21 protein-coding genes and 1 tRNA gene are annotated in these 16,685 nt (G+C 64.5%); 12 read left to right on the top strand and 10 right to left on the bottom strand.

What is annotated here, in order from left to right; all coding sequences use genetic code 11:
• Positions 1 to 61: 61 nt before the first annotated feature.
• Positions 62 to 136: transfer RNA gene (locus CO669_RS14745), tRNA-Gly, on the bottom strand.
• Positions 137 to 411: 275 nt separating this feature from the next.
• Here CO669_RS14745 and trxA point away from each other — a divergent pair.
• Both trxA and CO669_RS14735 read left to right on the top strand, forming a co-directional pair.
• Positions 412 to 1,335 (top strand): thioredoxin, encoded by a 924-nt coding sequence (gene trxA, locus CO669_RS14740; protein ID WP_198964021.1) that lies wholly within the window; start codon positions 412 to 414, stop codon positions 1,333 to 1,335.
• A gap of 33 nt (positions 1,336 to 1,368) precedes the next feature.
• Positions 1,369 to 2,046: an LON peptidase substrate-binding domain-containing protein gene (locus tag CO669_RS14735; RefSeq protein WP_097660524.1), complete on the top strand. Its 678-nt coding sequence runs from the start codon at positions 1,369 to 1,371 to the stop codon at positions 2,044 to 2,046.
• A 136-nt stretch (positions 2,047 to 2,182) separates the two neighbouring features.
• Here the strand turns inward: CO669_RS14735 and CO669_RS14730 are convergent, their stop codons facing one another.
• From CO669_RS14730 to CO669_RS14705, 6 genes are all read right to left on the bottom strand, one after another.
• On the bottom strand, positions 2,183 to 2,761 hold the full coding sequence (locus CO669_RS14730; RefSeq protein WP_097660523.1) for a cytochrome b/b6 domain-containing protein: 579 nt from the start codon (positions 2,759 to 2,761) through the stop codon (positions 2,183 to 2,185).
• 74 nt (positions 2,762 to 2,835) lie between these two features.
• On the bottom strand, positions 2,836 to 3,114 hold the full coding sequence (locus CO669_RS14725; RefSeq protein ID WP_063198686.1) for a PepSY domain-containing protein: 279 nt from the start codon (positions 3,112 to 3,114) through the stop codon (positions 2,836 to 2,838).
• 183 nt (positions 3,115 to 3,297) lie between these two features.
• Positions 3,298 to 4,134: an SDR family oxidoreductase gene (locus CO669_RS14720; protein ID WP_097660521.1), complete on the bottom strand. Its 837-nt coding sequence runs from the start codon at positions 4,132 to 4,134 to the stop codon at positions 3,298 to 3,300.
• Between the two features lie 3 nt (positions 4,135 to 4,137).
• Entirely contained in the window at positions 4,138 to 4,584 is a 447-nt protein-coding gene (locus tag CO669_RS14715) for a PaaI family thioesterase (protein WP_097660520.1), read from the bottom strand.
• A complete protein-coding gene (locus tag CO669_RS14710; RefSeq protein WP_097660717.1) occupies positions 4,581 to 5,384 on the bottom strand; it encodes a crotonase/enoyl-CoA hydratase family protein in 804 nt (267 codons plus the stop codon). Before CO669_RS14710 ends, CO669_RS14715 begins: the two co-directional genes overlap by 4 nt.
• Positions 5,385 to 5,425: 41 nt before the next feature.
• Complete coding sequence (locus CO669_RS14705; RefSeq protein ID WP_097660519.1) at positions 5,426 to 5,776, bottom strand: hypothetical protein; 351 nt, start codon at positions 5,774 to 5,776, stop codon at positions 5,426 to 5,428.
• Positions 5,777 to 5,866: 90 nt separating this feature from the next.
• On the opposite strand from CO669_RS14705, the gene CO669_RS14700 reads away from it, so the two are divergent.
• Both CO669_RS14700 and CO669_RS14695 read left to right on the top strand, forming a co-directional pair.
• Complete coding sequence (locus tag CO669_RS14700) at positions 5,867 to 6,409, top strand: TetR/AcrR family transcriptional regulator (RefSeq protein WP_097660518.1); 543 nt, start codon at positions 5,867 to 5,869, stop codon at positions 6,407 to 6,409.
• Positions 6,410 to 6,478: 69 nt separating this feature from the next.
• Positions 6,479 to 6,676, top strand: coding sequence for a Trm112 family protein (locus CO669_RS14695; RefSeq protein ID WP_097660517.1), 198 nt, complete (start codon positions 6,479 to 6,481; stop codon positions 6,674 to 6,676).
• A gap of 216 nt (positions 6,677 to 6,892) precedes the next feature.
• On the opposite strand, the gene CO669_RS14690 is transcribed toward CO669_RS14695, so the two are convergent.
• On the bottom strand, positions 6,893 to 8,113 hold the full coding sequence (locus CO669_RS14690) for a ubiquinone biosynthesis hydroxylase (RefSeq protein WP_097660516.1): 1,221 nt from the start codon (positions 8,111 to 8,113) through the stop codon (positions 6,893 to 6,895).
• Between the two features lie 217 nt (positions 8,114 to 8,330).
• On the opposite strand from CO669_RS14690, the gene tesB reads away from it, so the two are divergent.
• Positions 8,331 to 9,194 carry an acyl-CoA thioesterase II gene (tesB, locus tag CO669_RS14685; RefSeq protein WP_097660515.1) on the top strand — a complete coding sequence of 288 codons (864 nt, stop codon included), beginning with the start codon at positions 8,331 to 8,333 and terminating at the stop codon, positions 9,192 to 9,194.
• Here tesB and CO669_RS14680 read toward each other — a convergent pair.
• Positions 9,191 to 10,036, bottom strand: a complete 846-nt coding sequence (locus CO669_RS14680) for a DUF4339 domain-containing protein (RefSeq protein WP_097660514.1) — start codon at positions 10,034 to 10,036, stop codon at positions 9,191 to 9,193. The genes tesB and CO669_RS14680 overlap by 4 nt on opposite strands.
• A 32-nt stretch (positions 10,037 to 10,068) precedes the next feature.
• Positions 10,069 to 10,962, bottom strand: coding sequence for a DUF4339 domain-containing protein (locus tag CO669_RS14675; RefSeq protein WP_097660513.1), 894 nt, complete (start codon positions 10,960 to 10,962; stop codon positions 10,069 to 10,071).
• A 248-nt stretch (positions 10,963 to 11,210) separates the two neighbouring features.
• Between CO669_RS14675 and CO669_RS14670 the strand changes: the two genes are divergently transcribed.
• From CO669_RS14670 to CO669_RS14640, 7 genes are all read left to right on the top strand, one after another.
• Positions 11,211 to 11,549 carry a P-II family nitrogen regulator gene (locus CO669_RS14670; RefSeq protein ID WP_097660512.1) on the top strand — a complete coding sequence of 113 codons (339 nt, stop codon included), beginning with the start codon at positions 11,211 to 11,213 and terminating at the stop codon, positions 11,547 to 11,549.
• Between the two features lie 130 nt (positions 11,550 to 11,679).
• Positions 11,680 to 12,981, top strand: a complete 1,302-nt coding sequence (locus CO669_RS14665; RefSeq protein WP_097660511.1) for an ammonium transporter — start codon at positions 11,680 to 11,682, stop codon at positions 12,979 to 12,981.
• 42 nt (positions 12,982 to 13,023) lie between these two features.
• Positions 13,024 to 13,338, top strand: coding sequence for an ArsR/SmtB family transcription factor (locus CO669_RS14660; RefSeq protein WP_097660510.1), 315 nt, complete (start codon positions 13,024 to 13,026; stop codon positions 13,336 to 13,338).
• Positions 13,335 to 13,691 carry an SRPBCC family protein gene (locus CO669_RS14655; protein WP_097660509.1) on the top strand — a complete coding sequence of 119 codons (357 nt, stop codon included), beginning with the start codon at positions 13,335 to 13,337 and terminating at the stop codon, positions 13,689 to 13,691. The genes CO669_RS14660 and CO669_RS14655 overlap by 4 nt, the downstream gene beginning before the upstream one ends.
• A 39-nt stretch (positions 13,692 to 13,730) precedes the next feature.
• Positions 13,731 to 14,333: an ATP-dependent Clp protease proteolytic subunit gene (locus tag CO669_RS14650; protein WP_097660508.1), complete on the top strand. Its 603-nt coding sequence runs from the start codon at positions 13,731 to 13,733 to the stop codon at positions 14,331 to 14,333.
• A gap of 443 nt (positions 14,334 to 14,776) precedes the next feature.
• Positions 14,777 to 15,115: a P-II family nitrogen regulator gene (locus tag CO669_RS14645; RefSeq protein ID WP_008142813.1), complete on the top strand. Its 339-nt coding sequence runs from the start codon at positions 14,777 to 14,779 to the stop codon at positions 15,113 to 15,115.
• Positions 15,116 to 15,153: 38 nt separating this feature from the next.
• Positions 15,154 to 16,602, top strand: coding sequence for an ammonium transporter (locus tag CO669_RS14640; RefSeq protein WP_097660507.1), 1,449 nt, complete (start codon positions 15,154 to 15,156; stop codon positions 16,600 to 16,602).
• The last annotated feature ends 83 nt before the right edge of the window (positions 16,603 to 16,685 follow it).

Raw genomic sequence — 16,685 nt, 5'->3', positions numbered from 1 at the left:
GCCGCCAGCGGCGTGGCGAACCACGGTTCCGTCCGGTCAGGCTGGATGCTCTGGGAAAAATTGGAGCGGGCGAAGGGGCTCGAACCCTCGACCCCGACCTTGGCAAGGTCGTGCTCTACCACTGAGCTACACCCGCATCCTGTGTCGGTCGCGTGACGCGCCGGCAACGGCTGTCGTATGCCAAAAGCGGAGGGGGAATGCAACAGCTACCGGCGGCATAGATGCGCAATCCGGGGCCCAATATGGAGCCGGAATGCGACCAAATCGCCCGGAATCGCCCCGGCCCCCCCGAATCGGTCCCGATGGATTGAAATTCGGCCCATTCGGCCCAATCTAGGAGCCGACAGCGAAGCATAGGGAGCGGCGACGTGCTAAAGACCCGCCATTCCAGACATCAGACGAGGGGATGCCGTGACGATCATCGACCAGGGTAACGGAGCCGCAAACCCGGCTGCGGCCGATCTGATCAAGGACACCACCACCCAGACCTTCGTGAAGGACGTCATCGAGGAATCGAAGCGCCAGCCGGTGCTGATCGACTTCTGGGCGGAGTGGTGCGGCCCCTGCAAGCAGCTCACCCCCGTGCTGGAAAAGGCGGTCAGGGCCGCCAAGGGCAAGGTCAAGCTGGTCAAGATGAACATCGACCAGCACCCGGCGATCCCGGGCCAGATGGGTATCCAGTCGATCCCGGCCGTGATCGCCTTCGTCAACGGCCAGCCGGCGGACGGCTTCATGGGCGCGGTGCCCGAGAGCCAGCTCAACGCCTTCATCGAAAAGCTGACCAAGGGCGTGACCGCGCCGGGTGAACCGAATATCGCTGAAATCCTGCAAGAGGCCGAGGCCGTGCTGGCCGAGGGCGACGCCGCAGCCGCGGCGCAGATTTATGCGGAGGTGCTTCAGCACGATTCGACCAACATCGCCGCTCTGGCCGGGCTCGCAAAATGCTACGCCGTCTCCGGCGCGATGGAGCAGGCCAAGCAGACGCTGGCCATGGTGCCGGAATCCAAGCGCAACGATCCCGCGGTGAAGGCGGTGCAGACCGCGATCGATCTCGCCGAGCAGGCCCAATCGCTCGGACCGGTCGCGGAGCTGGAACAGAAAGTCGCCGCAAACCCACTCGATCATCAGGCCCGATTCGACCTGGCGACCGCGCTCAACGCGCAAGGCGACCGCACTGCTGCCACCGCGCAACTGCTCGAGATCGTCAAACGTGACCGCAAATGGAACGATGACGGCGCCCGCAAGCAGCTGGTGCAGTTCTTCGAGGCCTGGGGCGGCGCGGATGATGCAACCGTCGAGGGACGCAAGCGTTTGTCGACGATCCTGTTTTCGTAGAGCGAACTGGCAAGGCCAGGGGGACCGGGGCAGATGCCGATCAACATCGAATATCGCGGGCCCGCCGACCTCCCGGAGATCATTCCGGTGTTTCCGCTGCCGGGCGCGCTGCTGCTGCCCCGCGGCCAGATGCCGCTGAACATCTTCGAGCCGCGCTACCTTGCGATGGTCGACGATTCCTTTCGCGACGGCCATCGCCTAATCGGCATGATCCAGCCCGACGTCGCGCACTCGCCGAAGGATTCCGACAAACCGACGCTGTTTCGCGTCGGTTGCGTCGGCCGCATCACCCAGCTCGCCGAATCCGGCGACGGCCGCTACATCCTCGAGCTCACCGGCGTCGCGCGCTTCAAGGTTATCGAGGAGCTCGAGGTGCTCACCGCCTACCGGCAGTGCAAGGTGGATTTCTTCGCCTTCGCCAATGATTTCACCGCGCGCATGGGCGAGGACGAGGTCGACCGCGAGGCGCTGCTGGCCGTGCTGGCGGACTTCCTGAAGGCCAATAATCTCAAGGTCGACTGGGAAGGCGTCGAAAGCGCCCCCAACGAAGCGCTCGTCAACGCGCTGGCGATGATGTCGCCCTACGGCCCTGCCGAGAAGCAGGCCATGCTGGAAGCGCCCGACCTGAAGACTCGCGCCGAGATTTTGATCGCGGTCACCGAGATGGATCTCGCCAAGAAGCGGACGAGCGGCGATCCGCCGCTACAGTAGCTGACGTAGGGGACAATACCTCCGTCATGGCCGGGCTTGTCCCGGCCATCGCGAGCAGAAACAGAGTCGCGTCAAACCGTATTTGTTCGCGCATGATCTTTCCGGAAAACCGCTTCGCACTTTTCCGGATCATGCTTTAGGAACGACCGCGGATGCGCTTGCGGCCGGTGATCATCGCGCGGATCAGGTTCTCGCGTTGGAGAAGGGCCATCACCACCACACCCAATACATGCAGCACGACCAGGACGATGACCGCATCCGATGAATAGTGGTGGGTGTCCTCGACCCACCACAGGCCGAAGAAGGTGACGGTGACCGACATCGCACCGGTTATCGCCGAGACGGTGAGCGAGGCCAGCAGCGCCACCAGCATCAACGTGCCGGCAGGGTTGAGTCCGATATAGCGGCCGGTGATGCCGCGGCGCAGATTCCAGAGATAGCCAGGGGCCGCGCGAAGCCTGACCCGGATCATGCGAAAGCGCGAATAACGGCTTCCCCAAAAGCCCCAGACGAGACGGAAGGCGAGAAGCCCGAGCACCGCATAGCCGACGATGCGGTGAAACCGGTCATAGACCGTCGGCGTGAACCACGCCGCCAGAACGCACGCCGCGAGAAGCCAGTGCCAGAGGCGCAGCGGGAGATCCCAGACTGCGACCGTCCGCGAAGCCGTTCGGTCCGCGGGGGTCCTGTCGGACACCCCGCGCGCTTCTGGCATTGCGTCTTCAGTCAAGCAAAGACCATCCTCAAGCCCTGCCTCGCGCAGATCAGCTCGCGCCGTCCGCTCCGGCCTTACTTGGCGATCGTGTGTTTCAGGCTGAGATCTTCGGGGCTGTAGAACAGCTCGTAGAGCTTGCCTTCCTTGACGCCGTAAACCTCGTAGCACGAACCTTCGATCTTGGAGCGCCGCACCTCGTAACCCAGTGCCTTGGCCTTGGCTTCGGCTTCACTCGCCGGCTTCCACGACGCCTTGTCGAGCTTGGTGCAGTCCTTGAAACCGTCGGCCATGGCCGCCGACCCCATGCCGATCCCGACCGTCAGTGCAATGGCAACAACACGAATGACCTTCACGAACATCTCCTCCTCTGTCGTGCGCGCTACGCGAGCCGCGAAGCGAGTCCGAAGGAAGCAAAGGGGATGATGAAGTCAATCCGGTACGAGCCCCGATCGCTTTAGATAAGCTCTAACGTGAGCGAAAACGTGAGTGCTCTCCGTGCGCAGCACGGATTTGAGGCGTCGCTGCGGCCTTACGCCTCACAGGCCGGATAGCATCCGCTCGGCCTCACCGGGCTGCGCTCTCGGATAGCGGCGCTTCAACCAATCCGCCCAGGTCAGGCGCCCCCTCACGCCGGAGCTGACGATGAGGCCCATGCCGCGAGCCCTCGCCTCAGAAACATCGATCGGACATATCCTTCGGTGCATCTTCCTCGCCTCCTGATAGTGGCGGGCAAGAGTGACGAGGTCGAGATCTTCGGGGCCGCCGATCTCAGCGCGCTCGCCGCGCTGGCCGTCGAATGCGCAAGCCACGACGTGATCGGCGACGTCGGAGGTGTCGACGGGATTGAATCGTGCCGTCGGCATCGGCCACGCTGGCAGCCAGCCGAGGCCGGCGAGCAGCCTGTCGAGCAGATAGTAGAACGGCATCGCGCGAACGACCGACCAGGGCAGGGCAGAGCCTCGGACCAGACGTTCGCCGGCGAGCTTGTTTCGGGCGTAAGGCAGCGTTGCCTCGTCGAGACCGACGATCGAGACGTGCAGGAAGTGCCGCACGCCGGCCTCGCCGCTCAGCGACAGCAGTCGCTCCGTACCCTCGACATCGACGGCGGAAGGTGACTTGAAGAAGTCGATCGGGCGGACGCCTCCGCGCCGCGCGATGGGCGAGAAGGTCGCCGCGTGAATCACGGTGTCGACGCCAAGCAATGCGTCCTGCAGACCGGCGCTTGTCGCGAGATCTCCCGCAGCCCATTCGACGTCGCCTCGAACGCCGGGCGAGCGTGCAAGCACCCGGACACGCCGCCCGGCGCCGACCAGGCGATCGACGATGTCCCCGCCCAGATGTCCCGTGCCTCCAGTGACGAGTGTCAGAGCCACGGCTCAGCTTCCGGCGGTCTCGTGCGGCGGCGTGCCGGTGGGAACGAGCACGGTCTCGCCCGTCGCGACGAGTGTCAGATCATCCTGCGCATCGGCGGCAAGCAGCTCGGCGCGGGCGAACACCTGCCGGCGGCCGGCGCGGAGCGTCGTCCCTCTGGCGACGAAATAGCGACCGACAGCAGGCTTCAGGCAGTTCATCGAGAAATGCGACGCGGTGACCGCGCCGACGAGCGTCGCCGCGGCAAAGCCGCAGGCGGTATCGAGCAGGGCCGCGATCAGGCCTGCGTGCAGATACCCGGAATACTGCGTGAGGTCGTCGCGCCAGGCCATGCGGATCGTCGCCTCGCCTTTGCCGGCAGCGACGATGTCGAAACCTGCGGAACGGTTGAACGCCGCGGACGCGTTGACTGCGTCGAGTGCTTGCAGGTCGAATCCGTGTGGCATGCTCATGCGTGGCTCCATCTCGGCGCGCGGCCTTCGAGATTGCTCCTGACCGCCTCGACGTGATCTGGCGTGCCGAGCAGCGCCGCCTGTTCAGCGGTCTCTGCAGCGAGACCGGTCGCCGCGTCGGGCGCCGTCGCCAGGTTCAGCAGGCGTTTGGCCGCACGAATGGCATCGGGACTGCGGCCAGCGATGTCGTGCGCGGTCGCCAGCGCGGCGGCGACCGGATCGTCGGCGAGCCGCGTCGCGAATCCGTAGGCAAGCGCTTCCTCGGCCGAGAAGACGCGCGCGGTGTAGGTCAGTTCACGCACGACGTCGTCGCGCGCGAGGCCACGCATCAACTGCGTGCCGCACATATCGGGCACGAGCCCCCATTTGGCCTCGATGATCGCGAGCTTCGTCCCGGGTGCGAAGAAGCGCAAGTCGGCGCCCAGCGCGAGCTGGAAACCGCCGCCAAAGGCAACCCCGTGTACCGCTGCGATCACCGGCACCGGCAGCTCGCGCCAGAGCCAGACGAGATGCTGGGCATAGTTCGCACAACTGTGAGTCCGGTGTGTCAGATCGACGTCGGGAAGCAGTGGATCGCCGTTCGTCGTTGCCACAAGGCGGTCCAGGTCAAGCCCGGCGCAGAAGGCGCGGCCTTCGCCCGAGAGAACGACGGCGCGAACATCCTTGCGCGCGCCGAGCCGGGTGCCGGCATCGATGATCGCCTCGAACATCGCAGGGTCGAGCGCATTCATCTTCTCCGGACGATCGAGCCGAAGATGGGCCACGCCGTCCTCGATGGTCAGCCGAACACGATCCTTCATGATGCCGCTCCGCTTCGCCGCGCGCCTGCCGGTATCAGGCCTCAATAGCCCGCGGCCGCCAGCACGACGACCGCGCTGAGCATCATCCAGCCGAAATGGCGGCCGCGCGTAGCCCAGGCGTTGGCGAGCGCGGAAAGACCGAATACGCAGGCCATGGTGGCAACGATCCAGTGACGGGCCGGCTCCGATCCCATCCAGGGCACCGCGATCAGCAGCACGCCGCCGCCGATCCAGGCAATGGTCGAGGCCTGCCAGACCAGGCGGATCAGGGTGCGAAGCCGCTCCGGCTCGATGCTCGCGCGCACGAACACCTTGGCCTCGCCGAGATAGCCGTGGATGAGCGCCACGACGATGGTTAGCACGCCGGCACATTGGAGCAGCAGATCACTCATCAACGCCTCCGTACAGTTATGTATGGACAATTAGTCGCTGGCCCACTGCCTGTCAATACACTAGTGTATGGCTTGATTCCGGGAACCGATATGACCGAGCAGCTTTCCGCCGACGACTGGACCAGAGAAGGACTGAAGGTGCTGGCCAAGCGCGGCTTCACGGCGCTCAAAGCCGATCCGCTGGCGAAGGCCATGGGCGTCTCGCGCGGCAGCTTCTACTGGCATTTCGCCGATCTCGCCGCCTTTCACGCCGCCATCCTGAAGAGCTGGCGCGACATCGCGGCCGAGCAGATCATCGCCGATATCGAGGCCGACCGGAGCGGCGATCCGCTGCGGGCGCTGCTGCGCCGGACCTTCAACGCGAAGCTCGATCTCGAGCGCGCCGTGCGCAACTGGGCGGCGTTCGATCCTGCGGCGCAGGCCGCGGTTCGCGCCATCGACCGCCGCAGGCTCGACTATATCGAGGACATGCTGGCGCGGCGCGGCCTCGCGCAAGCCACCGCGCAGGCCCGCGCGCAGATCCTGTACTGGACCTTTCTCGGCTTCGCGCTGTCGGGACCGGCGCTGCCCGCGACGCGGCTCGAGGTGCTGCTCGACGAGATCTCGTCGATGGTTTCAGAAAGCGCGGGGTAGCGACACCGCCGGAACATCTGTGCTACAGGCCTTGACATAAAGGTCTCGGCGACCGCCGGAGAATTGAGAATGAACACGCCTACCGAACGCCCCGAAACCAGCGTCGATCCCAAGCTGCTGGAGATCCTGGTGTGCCCGCTGACCAAGGGGCCGCTGGAGTTCGATGCCGCAAAGCAGGAGCTGATCTCGCGCAGCGCCAAGCTCGCCTATCCGATCCGCGACGGCATCCCGATCATGCTGCCGGAAGAGGCGCGAAAGATCGATTGAGGCTGCGGGAGGGTTGTATGCGAAGGCCGCGCCGCACCCTCGGTGTCGTCCCGGCGAAAGCCGGACCCATCACCACCGAATTTGGTTGTTGCGCACGACTTGGTAACTCCGGATCTTCGCAACACTCTTGCTGCGGCGTATAGGTCCCGGATCTTCGCTACGCTTGTCCGGGACGACGGAAGAGGGTGAGGCGGGAGCGTTCTCTAGACGCCCGGCTTACAGCGCCTCGCCCTTCAGCAACCGCGGCACTTCACCCGTCAGTCCGGCGGCCTGCCGGATGAAAAGATTCTTCAGCGGCGGGGCGCGGTCGACGAGGCCGAGGCCGATGTCGCGCACGGTGCGCAGCAAGGTCGACTGGTTGGAGAACAGGAAGTTCAGCGAGTTGGTGGCAACGCCCATCGCCATGGTGTCGAAGCGGCGCCAGCGCTGGTAGCGCTCGAGCACGTCGGCGCCGCCGAGATCCATGCCGAGCCGCGCAGCATCGACGACCACCTCGGCCAGCGCAGCGACATCCTTCAGCCCCATGTTGAGGCCCTGGCCCGCGATGGGGTGGATGACATGGGCGGAATCGCCGACCAGCGCGAGGCGCGTGGCGATGAAGGAGCGCGCGACGAAATAGGACAGCGGAAACGCGCGCGGCTTGTCGAGCGCTTTCACCTCGCCGAGATGCAGCCCGAAGCGCTGCTCGAGCTCGGCGTGGAATTCCTCGTCGCTGAGCGCGATGATGCGCGCGGCCTCGGTCCGGCGCTCGGTCCACACCAGCGACGAGCGCTTGCCCGAGAGCGGCAGGATCGCGAAGGGACCCGCCGGCAGGAAGTGCTCCTCGGCACGGCCCTCGTGATCGCGCTCATGGCCGACGGTGACGACGATGCCGGACTGGTCATATTCCCAGCCGTGGGTGGCGATGCCGGCGCGCTCGCGCAGCTTTGAGCGCGCGCCATCGGCGGCGACCAGGAGACTTGCGGCGATCACGCTGCCATCACCGAGAGTCACGTCGATGCCTTCGGGGCGCGCGTCATAGGAGGCGACCGTGGTCGCACGCAAATCGATACCTTCGGCCTCGGCGCGCGCCGTGAGCGCGTCGATCAGGCGGCGATTCTCGACCATATGCGCAAACGGCTCGCCCGGCGCGACGTCGCCGGCGAAATTGAGGAAGACCGGACGGGTGGCGTCTTCCAGCTTGGAATCGGTGACGACCATGTCGAGGATCGGCTGCGCCTCGGCCCTGACGTCGTCCCAGGCGCCGATTGCCTCGAACAGGCGGCGGCAGGCGGCCACGATCGCGGTGGCGCGGGGGTCGCGGCTTGGCCGGGTGCTGAGCGCGGGATCGGCGACGATGACGGGGATTTCGGGCCCCAGCCCCTGGCGCAACGCCAAGGCCAATGCGAGACCGGCAAACGCGCCGCCACCAATGACAATGCTACCCTGTACCGACATACCCAAATTCCCGGCTAACTCTTGGTCTTGCTAGCAGACTTGAGGTGGGCGAAACAGTGCGGTGAAACAAGGGCGGAACTGGCCCACCGTGTCATTCCGGGGCGCGACCAGGTCGCGAGCCCGGAATCCATAGCCACAGGCCGAGGTTATGGATTCCGGGCCTGCACCGTTCCGGCGCATCCTCGAATGACCACCAGAGAAATCCCGGAGCTGTGGCATGTCCAAAGGCCTGATCGACCTGATTGCGATCCTCGACCTCGAACAGCTCGAGGTGAACCTGTTCCGCGGCAACAGTCCGAAGACGAGCTGGCAACGGGTCTTCGGCGGCCAGGTGATCGGGCAGGCGATGGTCGCGGCCTGCCGTACCGTCGAGGGCCGCCTGCCGCATTCGCTGCACTGCTATTTCATCCTGCCGGGCGATCCGCAAATCCCGATCATCTACCAGGTCGAGCGCCTGCGCGACGGCAAGAGCTATTCGACCCGCCGCGTCACCGCGATCCAGCATGGCAACGCGATCTTCTCGATCATGGTCTCGTTCCACGCCGAGGAGGAGAGCGCGTTCGACCATCAGGACAAGATGCCCGACGTGCCGCCGCCGGAGAAGCTCACGGCGGAGGAGGTGGCGAAGCAGCCGATGTTCAAGGAGATGCCGGAATTCATCCGCCGCTATTATGAATCCGATCGCCCGATCGAGCTGCGTCCCGTCGAGCTCGGCCGCTACTTCGGCCAGAAGATCGACGACGGCCGCATCCATGTCTGGATCAAGACCGCAGCTACGCTGCCGGATGACCCGGCGCTGCACATGTGTGCGCTCGCTTATGCCTCCGACTTCTCGCTGCTGGATGCGATCATGGCACGCTACGGCCGCACGCTGTTCGACAAGCGCATGATGCCGGCGAGCCTCGACCACGCCATGTGGTTTCACCGCCCGTTCCGCGCCGACGAATGGCTGCTCTACGCCCAGGATTCGCCGAGCGCGCGCGGCGGCCGCGGCTTGACTCGTGGCTCGATCTTCAAGCCCGACGGCACGCTGGTCGCCTCCGTCGCGCAGGAAGGCTCCGTGCGCGAGCGCAAGCCCTAGATCGTCGCCGGGCGATCGACGAGCTCGAACTGCGTCATGGTCCAGGTGAAGTACCAGCGCAGCAGCCACGGAATCGGGATGACCAGAAGACACCCGAAGCAGAATGCCAGGGTTCGCCACAGCAATTGCAGGCCGGTGCCGACGAAGATCATCTCGCGCCGCGTTCCCGCGATGTTGCGACAGATCCAGCGCATCCACGCAGCCATGACCCAGGCCCAGCCGATGATCGTGAACACGGCGAGAAACATCAGGACCTGCCAGCCGATGAAGACCCAGGGGCTCCCGTTGAACGTCATCGGAATCGGCTGACCGTTCGAACTGACATTGGCGACGACCCAGCGCATCACCATCCAGGACAGGAATGCCTGGATCGGGATCGACGCCAGCTGGAACAGGTCGCCGAAAAGTCCCGCATAGCCCGCCAGCGCCAGCGCGATGAAGACGTACCAGATATCGCCGACCTCACCGGTGAAGCCGATGTTCGGTCGTTGCGGGACGTGGACGCGCGGGAACAGCCAGCGGTAGTAGGCGGTAGCGGTCCAGGGAGCCGGCACCACGACGGCGTTGCCGATCACCAGCAGGATGCACCATCCCAGGAACGACCACAGCGGCAGATCCACCGACAGCCGGCCTCGCCCGTCGCCGCTCGAAGCCGCCACCGGCGATCCGCCAGGCACCAGACCGGGGACCGCGCCGGCCTTTTGCCAGCCCGCCATCCCCTCGGTCCAGACCAGCGTGTCTGATCGCACGATGCCCCGTGCGATCAGATCGCGGAACTGGGGCTCCGGAAACGGCCCCTTTTGCTGACCCTCGGATGCGTGAAACCAGAGTCGATTCGACATCCCGTCTGCTCGCTACCGAAAGCCAGCAGCCACTACATGGCCGCCTGCGACCCGCGCGGCGCAAGCTCGGTCTGCGAGGCGAACCAGTTCATGATCCATCGATACACCCACGGAATCGGGATCAAGAGGCTGCACAGGATCGCAGCGACGATGCCGCGCCAGAGGATGTCGAGACCCGAGCCCTTGAACACGATCTCGCGCCGCGTGCCTTCGATGCTGCGGCAGAACCAGCGCATCTGGGCTGCAGCGACCCAGGCCCAGCCGATGATGGTGATGATGGAAATCGCGAACAGCAGATTCCAGCCGACATAGGCCCAGACCGAGCCGGTGAAGCTGAGGCCGAGCGGCTGCCCGTTGGAAGCGAGGTTCGCGATCATCCATTTGATCAGCAGCCAGTAGAGCACGATCTGGACGATGAACAGCAGATTGGAGAGCAACTGGCTGCCGACGAAGCCGAGCGCGATCGCCAGCACGATGAAGCCGAAGAACCAGGGCACCAGCGTCATCGCGTTGCCGGTGAAGCTGAGATTGGGCCGTCCGGGAACCTTGATGCAGGGCACGATCCATTTGGTGTACCAGACGAACAGCCATGGCACCGGGATCACGAAGCAAGAGCCGATCACGAGAACGAGCGTACGCCAGGTAAACTCGAGGATGCCGAAATCGACCGCGAGCGATCCGCCGCCTCCGCCACCGGCATAACCACCGGAGCCCATCATCGGCGGGCCGCCCGCCGGGATCATCGGCGGCGCGCCGCCACCGCCGACCAGACCGGGGATTTCGGCGGCCTTCTGCCAGCCCGCCATGCCTTCGGTCCACACCAGCGTATCCGGGCGCACGACGCCCTGGGCGACGAGATCGCGGAATTGCCCTTCCGGAAAGGGCCCCTGCTGCTTGCCCTCGGATGCGTAGAACCAACTCGCCATGAAACGTCCCCCTCAAACATACTTATGTACCAGCTGGGACGCTTGGGTTCACCGCATCCATGCCGAAAATGCATTGTGAAGGATGAACGGCTGCCCTGTACAGAGGCGGCCGTTCACATGGCCGCCCTTGGCCAAACGTTTTTCCGCTTCAATCTGCAACTTTTTTGTGCCATTTGCCCGGAAAGATGCCAGATTGACGCAGCGCCGGGGACATACGGCGTGGCGCATCCCGGGGAATAGGCCTGACCATGAAGCTCGTCGTCGCGATCATCAAACCATTCAAGCTCGATGAGGTCCGCCAGGCCCTGACGTCGATCGGCGTCCACGGCATGACCGTGACCGAGGTGAAGGGCTACGGCCGGCAGAAGGGCCACACCGAGATCTATCGCGGCGCCGAATATGTCGTGAATTTCCTGCCGAAGCTGCGCATCGAGATCGCGGTTGCCTCGGACGTCGCCGACAAGGCGGTCGCCGTGATCACTTCGACCGCGCGCACGGGGCAGATCGGCGACGGCAAGATCTTCGTCACGCCGATCGACCACGCGCTGCGCATCCGCACCGGCGAAACTGACAGCGACGCGCTCTAGATTCTAGTTTCGACGCGTTTTCTTTGCGCGAACCGCGAACCGCTTCGCTTGAAAACGCTTCGCTCTTCTTCGATCGCACCGGGCAACGACGCCGGATTGTGCGACGCCAATTGATGCCGGGGGGAACGATATGGCGGGAATGTTGCGGCGCGCGGCTTCGATGGCTGCGCCGATCGGATTTGCGCTGCTCACGGCCGCGCCTGCATATGCAGCGAATTCCGAGATCAACACGGCCGACACGGCCTGGATGATCGTCGCCACCGCGCTGGTGCTGATGATGACGATCCCGGGGCTTGCGCTGTTCTATTCCGGCATGGTGCGCAAGAAGAACGTGCTCGCTACCATGGCGCAGAGCCTTGCCGCCGTGACCATGATCTCCATCCTCTGGGTCGCGTTCGGCTATTCGCTGTGCTTCGTCGGCGACGGTCCGTGGATCGGCACGCTCGACCGCTGGTTTCTCGCCGGCATGACCATGGACAGCGTCAATCCGGCCGCGAAGACCATCCCGGAAGCACTGTTCATGCTGTACCAGATGACGTTTGCCATCATCACGGTGGCGCTGGTTGCGGGCTCTGTTGCCGATCGGATGCGGTTCTCCGCCTATCTCCTGTTCTCCGTCGCCTGGTTCATCTTCGTCTACATTCCGCTGGCGCATTGGGTGTGGGGCGGCGGCTTCCTCAACAGCATGGGCGTGCTGGATTTCGCGGGCGGTCTCGTCGTGCATCTGTCGGCCGGCACCGGCGGTCTCGTTGCGGCGAAGGTGATGGGGCGGCGCCACGGCTACGGCACCGAAAATCTCTCGCCGTTCGACCTGTCGCTTGCGGTGATGGGCACCGGCCTGTTGTGGGTTGGCTGGTTCGGCTTCAACGGCGGCTCTGCGGGCGCGGCCAATTCACGCGCGGTGATGGCGATCATCGCCACCCACCTCGCTGCCTGCTCGGGCGCATTGACCTGGGGCGCGATCGAATGGTCGACGCGGCGCAAGCCCTCTGTGCTCGGCATGATCTCCGGCGCGGTGGCCGGGCTCGGCACCATCACGCCGGCCTCCGGCTTCGTGGCGCCCTGGCACGGCATCGTCATCGGAATCCTCGCCGGTGCTGTCTGCTACTGGGCCTGCACCTGGCTGAAGCACCGCTTCAACTATGACGATTCCCTCGACGTCTTCGGCGTCCACGGCATCGGCGGCCTGACCGGGACGCTGCTCGCCGGCGTGTTCGCAACCAGCGCGATCGGCGGCACCGCCGGCCTGATCGAGGGCCACCCGCAGCAGCTGCTGATCCAGTTCTATGGCGTCGCCATCACCTTCGTTTGGTCGGCGGGCGTGAGCTTCATCCTGCTCAAGCTGGTCGGCCTGTTTGTGCCCTTGCGCGTATCCCGGGAGCACGAGCTTGAAGGTCTCGATATTTCGCAGCATGGCGAAGCGCTTCAGTAATCGAAGCTTGCACAACACATAAGCGTATGCTTATGTGTTGTCATGATCGAAGCCGATATCTTCAAGGCGCTGGCCGACCCGACGCGCCGAAAGGTCTTTGAGAAGCTCGCTGGCGGAAGCCTGAATGCCAGCGCTCTGCGCGATGGTTTGGAGATCAGCCAACCCGCGATGTCGCAGCATCTCGCCGTGCTGCGCGCGGCAGGCCTCGTGCGCGAGCAGCGGCAAGGCCGCTTTGTGAATTACGAAGTCGATCCGGACGGAATCGTCGCCATCGGGACATGGCTCGCGCGCTACCGCGCCTATTGGCCGAAGCGCATGGAAGCACTCGCCGACCTCTTGAAGGATATGGATCAATGAGCGACCTCGTGAAGCCTGATCGCCCTGATGCAAATCTGGTGCTTGAATTTGATTTCGACGCACCGCCGGCCAAAGTCTGGCGCGCCGTGACCATTCCGGCTCTGCGCGAGCGCTGGCTGCCGGACTGCGACCTTGCCCGTGCCGAGCCGGAATCATCGATCCCCGGCGAGGAGGTGCGCTATCGGCTGCGGGATTCCGAACCGCCGTTCCGCGAGAGCCACGTCACCTTCCGGATCGAGCCGCATGAGGACGGCAGCACCCGCTTACGCATCATCCAGCAAGCCTGCGACATCACGACAGAGCTGCCGCGGCCGGCCAATACCAATTGCCGCCTGATGCGCGCGGCGGCCTAGCACAAGAGACTTCATCACCTGCAGACATGGAGGTCGCCGATGCGCGACATGCTTCAGCTCGTCCCTATGGTCGTCGAACAATCAGCCCGCGGCGAACGATCCTTCGACATCTACTCGCGGCTGCTGCGCGAACGCATCATCTTCCTCAACGGTGAGGTCAATGACGCGATGTCCGGGCTGGTCTGCGCACAGCTGCTGTTCCTGGAGGCGGAGAATCCGAACAGGCCGATCAATCTCTACATCAACTCCTATGGCGGCGTGGTAACCTCTGGCCTTGCGATGTACGACACCATGCAGTTCATCAAGGCGCCGGTCCATACGCTGTGCATGGGCACCGCGCGCTCGATGGGTTCGTTTCTGCTGATGGCCGGCGAGCCCGGTCACCGCGCCGCGCTGCCCAATGCAAGCCTTCACGTGCATCAGCCGCTCGGCGGCTTCCAGGGCCAGGCGTCCGACATCCTGATCCATGCCAACGAGATGCAGGAAACCAAGCGGCGCATCACCCGGCTCTATGCGCAGCATTGCGGGCGCACCGAGGAAGAGGTGGAGCGGACCCTGGACCGCGATCACTTCATGACCGCGCAGCAGGGGGTCGAGTGGGGCCTGGTCGACAGGGTCTTTGCGGAGCGCGAGGCCGCCTGACGATCCGGCGGCGGTCTGAACCGGCTGCTCTACCAGGAGCTTGTCCGGTCCAGGCAGCTCAGCATGAGCGCGCATCCGGTGGGCAAAGAGGCCAGCCGCTCGATATTTCGCGGCACGGCCAAGCCCCACCACAACCGTATCCGTATTTGGATACCGTAACGCTGCCCGACACATGAGCAACATTGTGTCGGTAGCCTGTCGTGCTCGCGTTTTGAGCAGACCTGACCACGATTTGAGCGCGACGGAATAGCGCACCGCACCGCAATATCCGTCGAACGCGAAAACCCCCGTTTTCATAGTCCGTTAGGCAAGCGGTCCGATCTGGCACGGCATTTGATTCTAAGGGTCCTGGCTGTGCCCGCGTAGTGAACTTTCTCCCTCGTGGCGAACCAGTCGAGAACGCCCGGCCATGTCCGGACCGGGCCCAAGCGGGGATAGGACCCATGAAAATTGTTATGGCGATTATCAAGCCATTCAAGCTGGAAGAAGTCCGTGACGCCCTGACCGCCATCGGCGTTCACGGTCTCACGGTGACGGAAGTCAAGGGATATGGCCGCCAGAAGGGCCATACGGAAATCTATCGCGGCGCCGAATATGCCGTGAGCTTCCTGCCCAAGATCAAGATCGAGGTCGCTGTCGCCTCCGACCAGGTCGACAAGACCATCGACGCCATCACGTCCGCTGCGAAAACCGGACAGATCGGCGACGGCAAGATCTTCGTCATCAACCTCGACCACGCAGTGCGCATCCGCACCGGCGAGGCCGATGCCGCGGCCCTTTGATTTCGCGCTCAACCTTTATCCAATCAGGAGTGAATAATATGACGTTCAAGCGTCCCTATGGCGCGGGATTGGCGGCTCTCGCAGCCGGCCTGTTCGCTGCGACCGCAGCCTACGCCGAGCCAACGGTCAACAAGGGAGACAACGCCTGGATGCTGACATCGACAGTGCTGGTGCTGTTGATGACGATCCCCGGTCTCGCGCTGTTCTACGGCGGTCTCGTCCGCTCCAAGAACATGCTCTCGGTCCTGATGCAGGTGTTCTACACCGTCTGTGTCGTCACCGTGATCTGGGCCGTGTACGGCTACAGCCTTGCCTTCACCGGCGGCTCCGACTTCATCGGCGGCTTCTCCAAGGCCTTCATGATGGGCGTCACCACCGACTCGAAGGCCGCGACCTTCTCGGTCGATGCCAACATCTCGGAGCTCATCTACATGTGCTTCCAGATGACCTTCGCGGCGATCACGCCCGCCCTCATCGTCGGCGCCTTCGCCGAGCGCATGAAGTTCTCGGCGATCGCCCTGTTCATCCCGCTCTGGGTCACGCTGATCTACTTCCCGATCGCGCACATGGTCTGGTACTGGCCGGGCCCGGACATGATCCAGGACGCCGCCAAGGCTCTGGCTGCGGCGACTGATGCGGCGGCGAAGACCGCGGCGCAGGCCAAGCTCGACGAGATCAACGCCGATGCCGGCTGGATCTTCAAGAAGGGCGCGATCGACTTCGCTGGCGGCACCGTGGTGCACATCAACGCCGGCATCGCAGGCCTCGTCGGCGCTCTCCTGATCGGCAAGCGCGTCGGCTACGGCAAGGAGCTGATGGCTCCTCACTCGCTGACCATGTCGATGATCGGCGCCTCGCTGCTCTGGGTCGGCTGGTTCGGCTTCAACGCCGGCTCCAACCTCGAAGCCAATGGCGGCGCTGCGCTCGCCATGACCAACTCCTTCGTCGCCACCGCTGCCGCCGCGCTGTCGTGGATGTTCGCGGAGTGGATCATCAAGGGTCACCCCTCGGTGCTCGGCGTCATCTCCGGCGCTGTCGCGGGCCTCGTGGCCGTCACTCCTGCCGCCGGCTTCTCCGGCGTGATGGGTGCGATCGTCCTCGGCCTCGTGGTCGGCGTGGTCTGCCTGTTCTTCTGCACCGTCGTGAAGAACGCGCTCGGCTACGATGACAGCCTCGATGTGTTCGGCGTGCACTGCATCGGCGGCATCGTCGGCGCTCTCGGCACCGGCATTCTCGTCAACCCCGCCCTCGGCGGCGCCGGCATCATCGACTACACCGCGATCCCGCCGAAGGTCGCCGACTACGACTTCGCAGCGCAGATGATGTCCCAGATCTGGGGCGTCGGCACCACGCTGGTGTGGTCGGGCATCGGTTCGGCGATCCTCTACAAGGTCGTCGATGTGATCGTTGGTCTGCGCACCAATGTCGAGAGCGAGCGTGAAGGGCTCGACATCACCGAGCACACCGAGCGCGCCTACAACATGTAACTCCTCCCGGGCGCGGTCTCCTCGGAGATCGCGCCCAGAACTACGGTTCGGGCACATACCCGGCAATGCCCTGACCGTTGAGG

The sequence above is a fragment of the Bradyrhizobium sp. Y36 genome (assembly GCF_002531575.1).
Lineage (GTDB): Bacteria > Pseudomonadota > Alphaproteobacteria > Rhizobiales > Xanthobacteraceae > Bradyrhizobium.
This window is presented reverse-complemented; position numbering and strand designations above follow the sequence as displayed.